Consider the following 14985-nt stretch of genomic DNA (forward strand, 5'->3'; position numbering starts at 1 on the left):
GGAGTGCCTTTCACGAACCGAGGGAGGTGAGGACGTCGCGCCGCAGGGCCACGCGCGCGGGGTCGTCGCGGGCCGTGCGCTCGCGCGGGCGGGGGACGTCCCGGACGGAGGTGAGGCCGCCCGCGCCGAGCACGGCGACGCGGTCGCCGAGGAAGAGGGCCTCGTCCACGTCGTGGGTGACGAAGACGACGGTCGCGCCGGTGCCGTGCAGCACCTTCACCAGGAGGTCCTGCATGCCCGCGCGGGTCTGCGCGTCGAGCGCGCCGAACGGTTCGTCCATGAGGACGGCGCGGGGGCGGCCGGCGAGGGCGCGCGCCAGTTGGGCGCGCTGGCGCTGCCCGCCGGACACCCGGTGGGGCAACTGCCGTGCCAGGTTGGCGAGTCCGACGCGGTCGAGCCAGCTCTGTGCCTGCGTCCTGCGTTCGGCGCGGGGCAGGCCCTGGACGGCGAGGGGGAGTTCGACGTTGGCGCGCAGGGTGCGCCAGGGCAGGAGGGCGTCCTCCTGGAAGACCAGCGCGCGTTCGGCGGAGGGCCCCGTCAGCGGACGGCCGTCCTGGGTGATCTCCCCGGCGAGCGGGGCGAGGAGGCCCGCCAGCGTGCGCAGGAGGGTCGACTTGCCGCAGCCGGAGGGGCCGACGACGGTGAGGATCTCGCCGGGTGCGACGTCCAGGTCGACGTCGGCGAGGGCGGGGGCGTCGGGGCGGCCGAGCGTGGCGGCGCGCAGGGCGAGCCGGGTGCCCCCCACCGGTGCGGGGAGGGCGGTCTTCGTCTCAGACGAGGTGCTCATCGCGGGCCTCCTCGGGCTCGGCGCCGGTACGGACGGCGTCGGGGGCGGGCGACGCGGGTGCGGTGACCCGGGCGGGGCGTGGCCGCGCCCCGGGGACGTACGAGGTGCGGGGCAGCCAGCGGGTGAGGCGGCGGCCGAGGACCTCCACGGCGGTGGAGGTGAGCCAGCCGAGGACGCCGATGGTGACCATGCCGACGAACACGCCGGGGTAGTCGACGACCGTGTAGTCCTGCCAGGTGCGGTAGCCGACGCCGTACTGGCCGGAGATCATCTCGGCGGAGATCACGCAGATCCACGACACGCCGATGCCGACGGACAGGCCGCCGAAGATGCCGGGCAGCGCGCCCGGCAGGACGACCGAGAAGAGGATCCGCCACCGGCCGCCGCCCATGGTCCGTACGGCCTCCTCCCAGACGGGGGTGAGCGCGCGGACCGCGTGCCGGGTGGAGACCAGGACGGGGAAGAAGGCGGCGGCGCAGGTGATGAAGACGATGCCCTGCTCGTTGGAGGGGAACAGCAGGATCGCGACGGGGACCAGGGCGATCGCCGGGATGGGGCGGAGCACTTCCAGCACCGGGCCGAGCAGGTCCTCGGCGAGCCGCGAGCGCGCCACGAGCACGCCCGTGGCCACGCCCAGGACGGCGGCCAGCAGGAACCCGGTGAGGATACGGGTGAGGCTGTCGGTGAGGTCGGTCCAGTAGTCGCCGCCGGTGACCCGGTCGGCGAAGGCGTGGGCCACGTCGGTGACCGTGGGGAACTGCGAGAAGCGCAGCCACAGGTCGACGTCCAGGCCGGTCAGCAGCTGCCACAGGCCGAGGGCGGCGGCCAGGGACAGCAGGCGCAGCGCGTAGCGGCCGGCGCGCGGAGCGGTCCGCGTCATGCGGCACGCTCCAGGGCCTCGGCGTACGGGACGACGCGCGCACCGCCGTGGGCGCCGACGTAGGCCCGCGCGGTCGCCGGGGCGACGAAGGGCAGCAGTGCGGTGCCGTCGGCCACCCAGATCGCCCGGTCGGCGAACCAGAGCGTGCCGGTGGTGGCGTCGGGCACGTAGGCGGCGCGGACGTCGTCGCGGTGTGCGGCCACGTACCGCAGCAGCTCGGTGGGTGAGGTGAAGGGGCGGGTCGCGGTGGCGCCCTTCGTCCACACCTCGCCCGAGGCGGGGGCGGGCGTGGCGGTCAGCCGCTCGCCGTACGCGGATCCGAGGGCCTTCTTGACGTACTGGTCGTCGACGAAGGAGTCCACGTCGATGTCCCCGGTCAGCTTCGCGGCCTTCAGGATCGACACGTCCTGCTTGAGCGCCGAGACGAGCTGCGGCTTGACGGACGGGTCGAAGGTGGAGATGCCGTGGGCGCCGTTGTAGAGGTAGACGACCTCGGCCGGCAGCCCGGTGGCCTGCGCCACCTTCTCGGCGGCGGCCACGGGGTGGGCGTTGAGGTAGTCGGTGGCCTGCGCCTGCGCCTTCAGGAAGGCCTCCAGCACGGCGGGGCGCTTCTTCGCGAAGGCCTCGCGGGCGGTGACGCCGTGGAAGGTGGGGAGGTTCAGCTCGGCGCCGTCGTACAGGGCCTTGGCCTTGCCCTGGAAGGCGAGCAGGCCGGGCCAGGCGACGAACTGCGAGAGCGCGTCCGCGTTCCCCGAGGTGAGGGCCGACGCGCCGACGGCGGGCTGCTGGTTGAGCTTCTCGATGCCCTTGTCCGGGTCGATGCCCGCGCGTCGGAGGGCCCGTACGAGGGTGCCGTCGGCGGCGGATCCCACGCTCGTGGAGACCTTCTTGCCCCGGAGGTCCTTCAGGGAGGTGAGCTCGGAGTCGGGTGCGGTGACGATGGTGTTGAGCCCGCCGCGCAGGTTGTAGCCGGTGACGGAGACCAGGTGGGTGGGTGTGCCGAGCTGCCGGCCGCGGGCCGCGTTGATGAGGAGCGGGAAGTCGCCCATGGACCCGATGTCGATCTTCCCCGCGGTCATCTGGGCGGTGATGGGCGCGCCGGTGGCGTAGTCCTGCCAGTTCACCTTGTAGGTGGTGCCGTCGCCGAGCGCGTTCAACTGCTGCTCGAAGTAGCCGAGGGAGCGCAGCAGGGTTCCGGCGGTGACGGTGTTGATGGTCTTGGACTGGTAGCCGACGGTGACGGTGACCGTGGCGCCGCTGCCCGCCTCCGCGCTGCCGCCGCAGGCGGACAGGGGGAGCAGCGAAACGGCCGTGACGAGGGAGACTGCCGTGCGTTTCATGGGTGGTGGGGCCTCTCAGCGGAGCAGATAGGGCATGTTGACCGTGACGGCTCCGGTGGGACAGCGGGCCGCGCACGGGCCGCAGTACCAGCACTCGTCGACGTGCATGTACGCCTTGCCGTTGCTCTCGTCGATGGCGAGGGAGTCCAGCGGACACATGTCCACGCAGAGGGTGCAGCCGTCGATGCACTTCGACTCGTCGATGGTCACGGGCACGTCGGCTCGCTGGGGCACCAAAGGCATGGCTGTCTCCGGGAGGTGGGCAGGCGGGGTGAGCGGGGTGGTCAGAGGGTCCGGTGCAGCAGGCCGCTCATCGAGATGCGGTCGCCGCGGAAGCGGATGAACTCCAGGTCGACCGGGCGGCCGTCGGCGAGGTGCGTGAGACGTTCCAGCATGAGGACGGCGGCCCCGCGCGGGGCTTCCAGTACGGCGGCGGAGTTGGCGTCCGCGTTCACGGCCTCCAGGGTGATCTCGGCGTGGCCGAGCGGCTGGCCCGCGGCGGCCTCCAGGAGGCGGAAGACGTCGGTGTTCTCCAGGTCGGCGCCGAGCAGGGCGGTGCCGATGTCGAGCGGGACGTAGGTGAGGTCGAGGGAGAGGGGGAGACCGTTGAGGCGGCGCAGGCGTTCGATGTAGAGGACGTCGGCGCCGGTCTGGAGGTGGAGGCGGTCGGCCACCGGCGCCGGTGCGGGGACGGGGCCCATCGTGCGGACCTCGTTGGTGACGCGGCCGTGTTCGCGCAGGGTTTCCGCGAGGCCCATCAGCCGGTCGAGACCGTGCGGGTACTTCTCCGCCACGACCACCGTGCCGACGCCGGGCAGGCGTTCCACCAGGCCCTCCGACCGCAGCAGGTCCAGGGCCTGGCGGACGGTGTTGCGGGAGGCGCGGTAGTCGGTGGCGAGGGTCGACTCGTGGGGCAGCGTGCCGGCCGGGAAGCCTCCGGTGAGGAGCTGGCGGCGGAGCAGGTCGGCGAGCTGGCGGGCCTGGTCCGCGCGCAGCCGGCGACGCGCGCGGTGGGCGGCGACGGTGGTCGCGCCCTGGCCGGCGTGGTCTCGGATGCGGTCGCTGGGCGGCATGGGACGGACCATACCTATCCGGTAGGGATAGTGGTGTTGCGGAAGTGTTGCGCCAGTCTTCGAAGCGTCAGAGACTCGCCTGACCTGCACTTTTCGACGAACGAGCGGAAAGATCCGCCACCCGCGCCGGCCTCGGCTCAGGGCCGTCGGCCCCGTGCGGGCCTCGGCAAAGGGCCGTCGGCCCCGTGCCGGACTCAGTTCAGGGCCGTCAGCCCCGGGGCGAACGTGATCAGCAGCGGCAGCAGGGGCACCAGCGCCGCCACCGTCGTCGTCAGCGCGCGGTGCCGGGGGAGCAGCCGCGGGGGCGGCTGGAGGAGACGGTCCACGCGTTCGCCCAGGAGGCGGTGGCTGGAGGCGCAGGACAGGACACCTCGGTGCTGGTTCAGCTCGATCAGGGCCAGCGCCGTCGTCAGGTGGCCGCAGCGGCGGGACGCGGTGTCGTCGGCGGCGAGTTCGACCAGGCGGTGGGTCTGGTCGCAGAAGTGGGCGAACAGCGGGACGCGCGGGAAACCGGTCGCGAGGGCCGTCGACAGGTGCAGCAGCCAGTCGTGGTGGGCGCGGGCGTGACCGCGTTCATGGGTGAGGACGGCGTCGAGCTGGAGGGAGGTGAGGCGGTGCAGCGCGCCGGTCGTCACGATCAGCTGGGGCGGGTTGCCGGGCATCCACCAGGCGTCCGGGTAGTCGTCCTCCAGCACGAGCAGCGGGCCCCGTGCGGAGGGCAGGCCCGCGGGCAGGTCGGGGGCGCGTTCCCGCAGGTGCGCACGGGTCAGGCCGCGACGCCTGCGCACCTCGACGAGTTCACGGACCAGCATGGCGGTGGTCCAGGCCGCCCCGCACGCCAGCAGCAGGGTCAGGGCGCTCGACCACACGGGCGCGGCGGACAGGTCGTACGCCTCGGTCACCCCGGGCGGGGCGGGGGCGAAGACCTGCGCGCGGACGGTGTGGAAGACGGCGGCCGCGCCCAGGACCATGGCCGTCAGACAGCACAGCAGAACCGTGGCGACCAGGCACTGCCACACCCACAGCGCGACCACCGGCTCCCGCTCGGGCCAGGCCGCCCGGGTCAGCGCACGCGGGGCCGGTACGGAGGCCGTCAGGGCGACGACGCTCAGCAGGAGCAGACAGAAGGTCATTCCAGGGGCTCCGGATCCTGGGCGGCGAGAACGGGGGCGAGCGGGTCGGAGAACGCGCCTGGCGACGCGGACGGTCGAGGCGGCCGTGCTCCGGGAGTGCGTGCCGGAGGCCCGGCCTTCGGACCGTGCCCGCCGCCAGTATGACGGCGGGCACGGCGGGAGTCAGCCCACTGCGCGCGTTCGTCCGACAGCGGCCTGCCGCGGTACGCGTTTCGGCCTCGGCCCGTCTCGGGTACGCGTTTCCGGGCTCGGCCGGTCTCAGGCACGCGTGGCGGGCGCGGCCCACCGCGGGCACGCGTGTCGGGCGCCGCACCTCTTCTCAGGGGTCCTTGCACTGTGCCCGCCTGGGCCGCGCGGCCTGGCACCGCACCTCTTCTCAGGGGTCCTCGCACTGTGCCCGCCTGGGCCGCGCGGCCTGGCACCGCACCTCGCCGCGTTGCCGGAAAGTGCTGGTGGCTCCGCTACAAGGACTCTCCGGCACCGCACCTCGCCGCGTTGCCGGAAAGCCCTGGTAGCTCCGCTACAAGGACGCTCCGGAGCCGTGCGATGCACGGCACCGGACCACGCGGCCTGATCAGGCGCTCACAGTGCAAGGACCCCTCAGGCACCGTCACACCTGGTCCGGTCAGCCCGCGATCGCGTGTCCCTCCGTTCTCGCCCCGTGCGGTCAGCCCGCGACCACGCGACCCGTCACCTCGCCCAGGCCCAGCCGCACGCCGTCCGGGCCCGGTGCCCAGGCCGACAGGGTCACCACGTCCCCGTCCTCCAGGTAGGTCCGCTTGCCGTCGGGGAGGTCCAGCGGGTCGCGGCCGTTCCAGGTCAGTTCCAGCAGGGAGCCGCGCTGGTGTTCGGCCGGGCCGCTGACCGTGCCCGAGCCGTACAGGTCGCCGGTGCGCAGGGAGGCGCCGTTGACCGTCAGGTGGGCGAGTTGCTGGGCGGCCGTCCAGTACATGGTGGAGAACGGGGGTTCGGAGACGACGTGACCGTTGACGGCGACGGAGATCCGCAGGTCGTAGCCGCCGGGCTCGGCCGCGGTGTCGTCCAGGTAGGGCAGCAGGGGGTGGGTGCGCTCGGGAGGCGAGACCCGTGCCTGCTCCAGCGCCTCCAGCGGGGTGATCCACGCCGACACCGAGGTGGCGAACGACTTGCCGAGGAACGGGCCGAGAGGGACGTACTCCCAGGCCTGGATGTCGCGGGCCGACCAGTCGTTGAGCAGGCACAGCCCGAAGACGTGCTCACGGAAGTCGGTGAGCGCCACCGGCCTGCCCCGCTGCGACGGCACCCCGACCACGAAGCCGACCTCCGCCTCGATGTCGAGCCGCGCCGAGGGGCCGAACACGGGGGCGGGGTCGGCGGGGGCCTTGCGCTGCCCGGACGGGCGGACGACGTCCGTGCCGGAGACGACGACCGTGCCGGCCCGGCCGTGGTAGCCGATGGGCAGGTGCTTCCAGTTCGGCAGCAGGGTGTCCGCGGCGTCCGGGCGGAAGATGGCGCCGGCGTTGCGGGCGTGGTGCTCGGAGGCGTAGAAGTCGACGTAGTCGGCGACCTCGAACGGGAGGTGCAGGGTCACCGAGGACAGGGGGTGCAGGAGCGGGGTCAGCGTCTCGCGGTGAGCGGGGTCGGTCACCCACGAGGTCAGCTCCGCACGGACCCGCGACCACACCGGACGGCCCGCCGCCAGCAGCGGGTCGAGGCTCGGCCGGGTGAGCAGGGAGGCGTGCGGGGAGCCGAGGGCCCGGGCCGCCGCGCCCGCGTCCAGGACGTGGTCGCCGAGACGGACGCCGACGCTCCGCTGCGCGGAGCCGTGCCGGGAGAAGACGCCGTACGGAAGGTTGTGCGGGCCGAAGGGGTCGCCCTCGGGGAGGTCGAAGGGGGGCATCGGGTGCTGCCTCGCTTTCCTGCTCGCCATGTGGGTGACACGTTACGGCCGACCCCGGACGAGGGACACCGCAGCGCGACGGGGGTGACGCGGGAGGTGACGGCCGGGACGGCCCGGCTCGCAGCGCTCCGCGTCCGTTCGTGTACGGCCGGTTGTCCACAGGCGGACCCGCAATCTTGACGGAGCGGTGCGAAAGGGGAGACTCTGGGCGGGTGCCGGAAGGCCTCGGGGAGGGGGCGTTCCCATGGCACACCTGGGGGGCGGATGGCCATTGGGGAGGCCGGCCTCGGGTCGGCGCGGCATGGCTCACGGTCGGAGCGGCTGAAACGGCCGGACAGGCCGGGACGGCTCGAAGAGACCATGCGCGGCAGACTCGGCCGGGAATGCGTGTACGTGCCGTCGTGCCGGTTCGGGCTGTACGTGGCCTTGCGCCACTGGTGCCCGCCCGGCGGACGGGTGTTGATGTCGCCGGTCAACGACGACGTGATCTTCTTCGTGGTGCTCGCGGCCGGACTCAGACCGGTGCAGGCGCCGTTGAACCCGCTGGACGCGTCGATCGACGTCGACGCCGTGCCCGACGAGGTGTGGGGCTCGCTGTCCGGGGTGCTGACGACCAACCTGTACGGCAATCCGGATGACGCGCCGCGCCTGCGCGACAGGTGTGACGCGCTGGGCATCCCGCTGTTCGAGGACGGGGCGCACGCCATCGGCAGCACGGTCGGCGGCCGCCCGGTCGGGGCCTGGGGCGACGCCTCCGTCTTCAGTCTGTCCAAGCACGTCGGGGCCAAGGCCGGAGGCTTCCTGTCCTGCGCGGATCCGGGGCTGCGCGAGGTCCTGCGACAGACCTGCGAGGACCTGCTGCTGCCGGGCCGGGCCACGGCCGAACTCGCCTTCGCCGTCCGCCCGTACGCGGAGGCGGCGGTGCGCGGCCTGCGGCTGCGGCGTGCCGCGTGGGCCACGATGCGGCTGCTCGGGCTGACGGAACGCGAGGGGATCCGGATGCCGTTGCGTGCGCAGGAACTGGCGCGGGCGGTCGACGCGGCACCGGACCTCACCGCGCACGACTCCTGGATCCGTGTCGACCTGCACGACTACCGGTTGCGGTCCGGACGGCCGCGGCTGGCGCGCATCGGACGCCGGCTCGACCACCTGGACGAGGTGCTGGACGCCTGCCGGGCGGGCACCGAACTGTTGCTGTCGACACCGTGGGGGAGACCCGGCGGGAGGCGGCCGACGGCGGCCGCGACGGGGGAAGGGGCCGTCCAACCCCTGTTCCGTGTGCCGTTGTTCGTCGCCGACCGGGACGCCGCCGCCGCGGCCCTCGCCCGGCGCGGCATCGTCGTCGGGTACCTCTACGACCCACCCCTGGACGACTACGCGGGCGCCCCCTTCACCGACCCCTCGCCCGATCCGGCCGGGGCCCGCTGGTTCGCGCGGCACGCGCTGCCGGTGGACCCCCTGCGGGCCCGGCGGGTCGTCGAGGTGCTGCGGGACTCCGGCGTGCGGCCGGCCGGGACGCCGACGGGACGGGGAGCACCGGGAGGGCTGGAGCCGACACGTGGCTGACACACGGGCCGGGACACAGGCCGAGGACCGGACCGCCGCCGAGGAGATTGCCGCCCGGACGGCGAGCGACGCCGCGACCCGGGACCGCGGGCGCACGGGCGTCAAGGTGCGTGAGCCGGGCGGACCGCCCGGCACGCCGCCCCTCGCGGGCGGGCCGGCCGACGGGGGGCACGACGGGGGGAGGGCGGCCGACGGCGGGCACGGCGGGGAGCGAGCGGCCGACGCCGGGCGCGGCGCGGACTCCCTCTTCAGGAACGCCTACTTCCTCATGCTCAGCACCGGCGTCTCCGCCGTGCTCGGCCTGGGGTTCTGGCTCGTCGCCGCCCGCTACTACTCGGAGGAGGCCGTCGGCCAGGGCTCCGCGGCGATCGCCGCGATGCGGCTGCTCGCCAGCATCACGGCGACGACGATGATCGGCGCCGTCGTCCGCTTCGTCCCGCGCGCGGGACGGGCGACGGGCTCGCTGGTGTGGCGGACGTACGCGGCGAGTTCGGTGGTCGTGGCGATCGCGGCGTTCGTCTTCCTGCTCACGCTCGACCTGTGGGGGGCCTCGTACGCGCCGCTGGGCACGCCGGCGGCGGGAGCGGCGTTCGTCGTCGCGTGCGTGGCCTGGGCGCTGCTCACGCTCCAGGACGGGGTGCTGACCGGACTGCGCAGGTCCGGCTGGGTGCCGGTGGGCAACGCGGTGTTCTCGGTGGGCAAGCTGATCCTGCTGGTCGTCTTCGCCACGGCGCTGCCGGTCCTCGGCATCTTCGTGTCCTGGGCGGTCGCCATCGCCTTCTCGACGCTGCCGCTCGGCTGGCTGATCTTCCGCCGGCTGATCCCGCGTCAGGCCACCGCCGACCGCGACCTGGAGCCGCCCCGGCTGCGCGAGATGGGCCGGTTCCTCGCCGGCGACTCGCTGGGCGCGCTGTTCAGCCTGGCGATGATCAACCTGCTGCCGGTGATGGTCGCGGTCCGCTTCAGCGCCGCCGAGAACGGCTACTTCTACGTGGCGTACACCGTCGGCGGCACGATGGAGTTCATGGCCATCAACATGGCCTCATCGCTCACCGCGCACGCCTCGCACGATCCGCGCCACCTCGCCGACGGCGTCCGCGGGGCGCTGCGCCGCATGGTCCTGCTGCTCGTGCCGGTGGTGCTGGTGCTGGTGCTGTTCGCGCCGCAGATCCTCATGCCGTTCAGCCCGGACTACGCCGAGCACGGCACCACCGTGCTGCGGTTGCTGGCCGCGGGCGCGCTGCCCCGGGTCGTGGTGGAGCTGTACATCGGGGTGCTGCGCGTTCAGGGGCGCACGGGGGTGCTCGCCGCGCTCCAGGGCGCCATGTGCACGCTGGTGCTGGGCAGCGCGGCCCTCCTGTTCACCCCGGCCGGCATCGCCGGTGCCGGCTGGGCGGTCCTGCTGAGCATGTCGCTGATCGCGGTCGTCTCGGTCGTCGGGCTGCGCGCCGCGCTGCGCCGGGACGCCGGAACCCTCGCCTCCGCCCCGGCTCCGCCGCCGACCGCCGCACCGGGCTCCACAGGCCCCGAGAAGCACGGCGGGGACGACGGCCGGTCCGCCGACGCCGACGACCGGTCCGCCGACGCCGACGGCCGGTCCGTCGCCGACGCCCCGGCCACCGGCACCGCACCCGCCCCCGACGCCCCCGGCGCCCGCGCGGCCCGGCTGAACGCCACCGCCGGGTACGGCACGAGCTGGGCGCGCCGGGCGGCGGACGAGCGCGGGGTGTCCGACGCGGACACCGTCGCGCTGTTCATAGGGCGCCCCGCGTACGAGCGTGAAGCCCTGGCGGCGGACACGCTGGCGGTGATCGTCCGGCCCGCCAACAAGAGCCCGGCCGCGGAGGGCGCCGCACCGGGGGCGCCGGGCACGCCGGAGCCGGACCACGAGGGGAACGGGATCTGGTCGCGACGCGGACAGCGCTGGCTGCGGGCCGGCCTGTGGAGCCTGCTCGGCCTGTGCGCCGTCGTCTTCTGGGCGGCGCTGCGCGACCTGCCGTGGCTCGGCGGGCAGGTCACGGGACGCCTCGCCGGTCCGCTGAGCGGGCGCGGGATGCTCGGTGCGCTGCCCGGCCCGGCGCTGGTCGCCGGTGGCCTGCTGCTGGTGCTGTTCGTCGCCGCCGTGACGCTGTGCGCGCGGCACGACGCGCGGCTGCCGGCCACCGCCCTGGCCGTCGTCGCGCTCGCCCTGTACTCGGTGCCCGTCGCCCTCGGCCGGGAACCCCGGGCGCTGGGCGGGACGTTCCACACCCGGACGGCCGACTTCTTCGCGCAGACCCTCGGCCTGCCCGGGCCCGAGCCGCTGCTGCGCTGGGCGCCGCCGGTCTGCCTGCTGCTGTGCCTCGTCCCCCTGTGGCTGCTGCTGACCCACGTCGGCGACCGCGACGAGGACGGCCACGGCGACCGCTTCGGCGACCGCGACGAGGACGGCCACGGCGACCGCTTCGGCGAGCGCGGCGAGGGCCCCCGCGACCACCGCCGTTCCGACGACCGCCGTTCCGACGACCGCCCCCGTGCCCCCCGCCTGCCCTGGGCGGCCCGTTGGGGGGTCGTCTATCTCGTCGCCGTCGGGGGCTGGGCGGGGAGGGAGGCGCTCGCGCCGGTCGCGCTGCCGTCGCTCGCCGTGCTGTCCCTGCTGCTCCTGCTCCTGTCGGTCCACCGCGCCGAGCCGCCCGAGGATCCCGCGGACCGCCCGCCGGTGCCGCACCCGTCGCCGAACCCCGTGTCCGGCGCACGAAACCCAGACCCGTCCGACGACTGACGAACGATTCAGGCTCAGAGCCGAACGCCAGGGGGGAACCGTCGTGCGTCCGCCAACCAGTCCGCGGGAGAGACCGCAACCGGAGCCCGTGCCGGGCCCGGAACCCGCTCCCGCCGTCACGACCGTCCCGGAGGCGCCCGCCCCGGCAGGTGGGGAGCCCGTGAGCGATCTCTCCGACCTGCCGCCCGGGCGGCCCTGGTGGTACGCCGCCGTGCACCCGGCCCCCGCGCTGCTCGTCGCGCTCGCCCTGTGGGGCTGGGCGGTGACGCACACCGACGTCTCCGACCTCGGTGACTTCGGCCTGGTCACCGCGCTGCACCCCACGTTCTGGGCCGGCCTCGCGCTGCTCACCGCCGGTTTCTGGGCCGCGCTGCGCGGCCCGCGCCGCCATCCCGTCTGGGCGCCGGCGTACGTCGTGGCCCTGCTGGTGATGGAGCGCGCCACACCGGCGGTGCTGTACCCGACGCCCCTGTACGCGTGGGCGTGGAAGCACGACGCGGTCGTCGACCACCTGCTGACCGCGGGCCGGCTCCAGGGCGAGGACGTGCTCGGCGACCTGGCGGTCTACGACCAGTGGCCGGGCTTCTTCGCCGCGCAGGCGGTGCTGGTGCGGCTGTTCGGCGTGGACTCCGCCGCGCAGTACATGGCCTGGTGGCCGCTGGTCTCCAGCCTGCTGCTGCTGCTCCCGCTGCTGCTGATCTACCGCACGTTCACCGAGGACCGGCGGCTGATCTGGACCGGGGTGTGGCTCTTCTGCGTCGCCGACTGGGTGGGCCAGGACTACTTCTCGCCGCAGTCCGTCGCCTTCGTCCTGCACCTCGGTGTGCTGGCCGTCGTGCTGCGCCGCTACGCCCGCTCCCCGGGCGGCGGCGAACCGCGGCGCCGGGCCGTGTGGACGGTCGTGCTGGTCCTGCTGGTCATGGCCGTCGTCATCTCGCACCAGCTCACCCCGGGCATGCTGGTCGTCTCGCTCGCCGCCCTGCTCCTCACCCGCAGCCACCGCGACACGGTGCCGCTGATCACCACCGCAGTGATCTTCCTGGCCTGGTGTCTGACGGCCGCGCTGCCGTTCCTGTCGGCGGCCATGCCGGAGATGGTCCGCTCGATCGGCGACATCGGCGGCAACGTCTCCACCGGCTACGGCGCCACCCCCACCGGCACGGGCGCGGTGGCCACGTCCTGGGTGGCACGGCTGCTGTCGGCGTCGGTGCTGCTGCTCGCGGTCGTGGGCGTACTGCGTCAACCGGTGCTGCGCCACCGCGCGATGCCGCTGCTGCTGCTCGCCGCCGCCCCGCTGCCGATGCTCGCGGCGAGCAGCTACGGCAGCGAGATGATCTTCCGGGTGCTGATGTTCACGCTGCCCGGCGCCGCCTTTTTCGCCGCGGCGGCCCTGCGGCCCCAGGTGCGCACACTGACCGCGCTGGAGAAGGCGGGCCGGACGGGCACGGGCCCCGGGGCCGAACGCCGCCGCCACCTCTGGCTGCCGCCGTTCGCCCTGCTCGCCCTCACCCTCGCGTTCGTGCCCAGCTACTCCGGCAAGGACCGCATCAGCTACTTCCCGCAGGCCGAGGTGGACCTCGTCCGGCAGGTGATCGAGCAGGCGCCCGACGGTTCCCTCGTCGTGGCGGCCGACCGCAACTACCCCCTCGCGTTCGACGAGTACTGGAGGGTGGACCACTACTGGTTCCTCGACGACGCCCGCGACCACGTCGACCTGATCGTGCGCGACCCGGCGGCCACCCTCGCCCGGGACATGTCCGCCGTGGAGCCGCCGGGCCGGGCCTATCTGCTGTTCACCCGCGGCCAGTTCGCGAACTCGGAGATGAACGGGCTGCTGAGGAAGGGCCAGTTGGCCCGGATCGAGAGATCCGTCGCCGCGTCACCGCTGTTCCAGCGGGTGGCGGGGAACGGCGCCGGGTCGGCGTACGTGCTGAAGGAGGCGACCCGGTGACCCCGCAGGAACTCGTGGTGCGGATGCTGCCCCCGTTCGGCGGCTGGCTCGCCCTGTCCGCCCTCGCGCTGCCGGACGGCTCCGCGCTGCGCGGCGCGGCGACGGCCGCCTTCCTGGTGACCGGGCCGGGCGCCGCCCTGCTCAGAATCTGCGCGCCCGCGCTGGCCGCGGGCCCGGCCGCCGGACCCGTCGAAGGCCGGGACGTGTCCTTCGAACGCCACTCCGACCTGCTGGAACGGCTGATGCTGATCGTCCTGGTGAGCATGGCCGTCGTGCTGCTCGCCGCGACGGTGTTCATCGCCACGCACGCCTTCAGCGCGCAGCGCGTCCTGCTCACGCTCACGCTGCTGACCACGGTCGCCGCGTGCTGCCCGCGGCTGCGCGCCTCCCCACCGAGGACCGGGAAGGGTACTGCTTCGTGAGGTCGCACCTCTTCGACACCCGCCGGGCGCACCGGCACCGGCGTCCCCGCCGCCCCCGTTTCGTCCCTCCCCTACTCCTCGTCACCGTCCTGTGCGGCGTCCTGACCGCCGCCTGTCTCCTGCGGGACGTCACCCACGGCCCGGACGACGGGCACGTCACCGGCTCCCGCCCCTCCGCCCGGGGCGGGAAGTGCGCCCCGACACCGCTGCTCGAGCCGCCCTGCGGGGCCTGGTTCGGCGCCTTCGTGCCGCACACCAAGGACAACCTGGAGGAGAAGGTCCGCGCCTACGAGAAGCGGATCGGCCGCAAGCTCGACATCGTCTACACGTACCACGACATGTCCCTCGTCGAGGGGGAGCGCCTGGAAGGGCAGTTGCTCACCGAGCAGGAGCGCCGCGTCGCCGACGACGACCGGTTGCTGCTGCTGTCCTGGGAGAGCAAGTGGTGGGGCGGTACGACGGCGCAGCAGCCCACCTGGAGGCAGATCGCCGCAGGCGAACTGGACGCGTCCGTCGTCGACGTCCAGGCGGAGCGCGTCAAGCGGTACGGGAAGAAGGTCTTCCTCTCCTTCGACCTGGAGATGGACACCCGCACGCCGGCCAACGGCACCCCGGAGGAGTACGTCCGGGCGTACCGGCACCTCCACGACCGGTTCCGCCGGCTGGGCGTCACCAACGTGGTGTGGACCTGGATCACCACGGGCTACCTGGAGCACGCCGGCCTGATGCAGCGGATGTACCCCGGCGACGACTACGTCGACTGGGTCGCCTACAACCAGTACAACTACTACCGGTGCCACCGGGCGGGGTGGCAGTCGTTCGCGCAGACCCAGCGGGCCACCCACCGTTGGATCCGCGAGAACATCTCCGACGACAAACCGCTGATGCTCTCCGAGTTCGGCACCGCGGACGACCCGACGCGGCCGGCCCGCCAGGCCGAGTGGTACACGCAGATCCCGGCGGTCCTGAAGGACCTGACCGGCGTCAGGGCCGCACTCCAGTGGAACCACCGGGACCCGGGGCCGCACTGTGATCTCGCGGTGGCGGGCGACCGCGCCTGGGCCGCCCTGCGCAAGGCGGTCTCCGACCCGTACCTCAACCAGCCCCTGGGCTGAGAGCTCGGGAGTGCTTGGAGTTCGGAGCTCCAAGCACTCCGAAGAGAAGGGGCGACAAAGGGCCGGGAAGGCGCAGCA

At 73.9% G+C, this 14985-nt stretch carries 12 protein-coding genes; 5 read left to right on the forward strand and 7 right to left on the reverse strand.

Going from position 1 to position 14985, the window contains the following annotated elements:
- Window positions 1-10: 10 nt before the first annotated feature.
- The 7 genes from ACZ4YY_RS29725 to fahA form a co-directional block, all read right to left on the reverse strand.
- Complete coding sequence (locus ACZ4YY_RS29725) at window positions 11-787, reverse strand: ABC transporter ATP-binding protein (RefSeq protein ID WP_468297090.1); 777 nt, start codon at window positions 785-787, stop codon at window positions 11-13.
- Window positions 771-1667 carry an ABC transporter permease gene (locus ACZ4YY_RS29730; protein ID WP_468297093.1) on the reverse strand — a complete coding sequence of 299 codons (897 nt, stop codon included), beginning with the start codon at window positions 1665-1667 and terminating at the stop codon, window positions 771-773. The genes ACZ4YY_RS29725 and ACZ4YY_RS29730 overlap by 17 nt, the downstream gene beginning before the upstream one ends.
- A complete protein-coding gene (locus ACZ4YY_RS29735; protein WP_468297097.1) occupies window positions 1664-3007 on the reverse strand; it encodes an ABC transporter substrate-binding protein in 1344 nt (447 codons plus the stop codon). The genes ACZ4YY_RS29730 and ACZ4YY_RS29735 overlap by 4 nt, the downstream gene beginning before the upstream one ends.
- Window positions 3008-3022: 15 nt before the next feature.
- Window positions 3023-3250 (reverse strand): 4Fe-4S dicluster domain-containing protein, encoded by a 228-nt coding sequence (locus ACZ4YY_RS29740; RefSeq protein ID WP_030790138.1) that lies wholly within the window; start codon window positions 3248-3250, stop codon window positions 3023-3025.
- A gap of 41 nt (window positions 3251-3291) precedes the next feature.
- Window positions 3292-4080 carry a GntR family transcriptional regulator gene (locus ACZ4YY_RS29745; RefSeq protein WP_468297100.1) on the reverse strand — a complete coding sequence of 263 codons (789 nt, stop codon included), beginning with the start codon at window positions 4078-4080 and terminating at the stop codon, window positions 3292-3294.
- A gap of 194 nt (window positions 4081-4274) precedes the next feature.
- Window positions 4275-5213 (reverse strand): M56 family metallopeptidase, encoded by a 939-nt coding sequence (locus ACZ4YY_RS29750; protein ID WP_468297103.1) that lies wholly within the window; start codon window positions 5211-5213, stop codon window positions 4275-4277.
- 667 nt (window positions 5214-5880) lie between these two features.
- A complete protein-coding gene (gene fahA / locus ACZ4YY_RS29755; protein ID WP_468297201.1) occupies window positions 5881-7092 on the reverse strand; it encodes a fumarylacetoacetase in 1212 nt (403 codons plus the stop codon).
- Window positions 7093-7452: 360 nt separating this feature from the next.
- Here fahA and ACZ4YY_RS29760 point away from each other — a divergent pair, with 360 nt between their 5' ends.
- The 5 genes from ACZ4YY_RS29760 to ACZ4YY_RS29780 all read left to right on the forward strand — a co-directional run bounded on the left by ACZ4YY_RS29760 (window position 7453) and on the right by ACZ4YY_RS29780 (window position 14907).
- Window positions 7453-8658 (forward strand): DegT/DnrJ/EryC1/StrS family aminotransferase, encoded by a 1206-nt coding sequence (locus tag ACZ4YY_RS29760; RefSeq protein ID WP_468297106.1) that lies wholly within the window; start codon window positions 7453-7455, stop codon window positions 8656-8658.
- 493 nt (window positions 8659-9151) lie between these two features.
- Window positions 9152-11419 carry a lipopolysaccharide biosynthesis protein gene (locus tag ACZ4YY_RS29765; protein ID WP_468297204.1) on the forward strand — a complete coding sequence of 756 codons (2268 nt, stop codon included), beginning with the start codon at window positions 9152-9154 and terminating at the stop codon, window positions 11417-11419.
- 160 nt (window positions 11420-11579) lie between these two features.
- Window positions 11580-13370, forward strand: a complete 1791-nt coding sequence (locus ACZ4YY_RS29770; RefSeq protein WP_468297109.1) for a glycosyltransferase — start codon at window positions 11580-11582, stop codon at window positions 13368-13370.
- Window positions 13367-13792 (forward strand): hypothetical protein, encoded by a 426-nt coding sequence (locus ACZ4YY_RS29775; RefSeq protein ID WP_468297114.1) that lies wholly within the window; start codon window positions 13367-13369, stop codon window positions 13790-13792. The genes ACZ4YY_RS29770 and ACZ4YY_RS29775 overlap by 4 nt, the downstream gene beginning before the upstream one ends.
- Entirely contained in the window at window positions 13789-14907 is a 1119-nt protein-coding gene (locus tag ACZ4YY_RS29780; RefSeq protein WP_468297117.1) for a glycosyl hydrolase, read from the forward strand. The genes ACZ4YY_RS29775 and ACZ4YY_RS29780 overlap by 4 nt, the downstream gene beginning before the upstream one ends.
- Window positions 14908-14985 lie beyond the last annotated feature (78 nt).

The organism is Streptomyces sp. NPDC030143 (assembly GCF_055573695.1).

What these genes read in the sequence shown, in the direction of transcription:
- ACZ4YY_RS29760 (WP_468297106.1), top strand. Translation starts at nt 7,453, where the DNA reads ATGCGCGGCAGACTCGGCCGGGAATGCGTGTACGTGCCGTCGTGCCGG.
- ACZ4YY_RS29750 (WP_468297103.1), bottom strand. Translation starts at nt 5,213, where the DNA reads ATGACCTTCTGTCTGCTCCTGCTGAGCGTCGTCGCCCTGACGGCCTCC.
- fahA (WP_468297201.1), bottom strand. Translation starts at nt 7,092, where the DNA reads ATGCCCCCCTTCGACCTCCCCGAGGGCGACCCCTTCGGCCCGCACAAC.
- ACZ4YY_RS29725 (WP_468297090.1), bottom strand. Translation starts at nt 787, where the DNA reads ATGAGCACCTCGTCTGAGACGAAGACCGCCCTCCCCGCACCGGTGGGG.
- ACZ4YY_RS29730 (WP_468297093.1), bottom strand. Translation starts at nt 1,667, where the DNA reads ATGACGCGGACCGCTCCGCGCGCCGGCCGCTACGCGCTGCGCCTGCTG.
- ACZ4YY_RS29735 (WP_468297097.1), bottom strand. Translation starts at nt 3,007, where the DNA reads ATGAAACGCACGGCAGTCTCCCTCGTCACGGCCGTTTCGCTGCTCCCC.
- ACZ4YY_RS29745 (WP_468297100.1), bottom strand. Translation starts at nt 4,080, where the DNA reads ATGCCGCCCAGCGACCGCATCCGAGACCACGCCGGCCAGGGCGCGACC.
- ACZ4YY_RS29740 (WP_030790138.1), bottom strand. Translation starts at nt 3,250, where the DNA reads ATGCCTTTGGTGCCCCAGCGAGCCGACGTGCCCGTGACCATCGACGAG.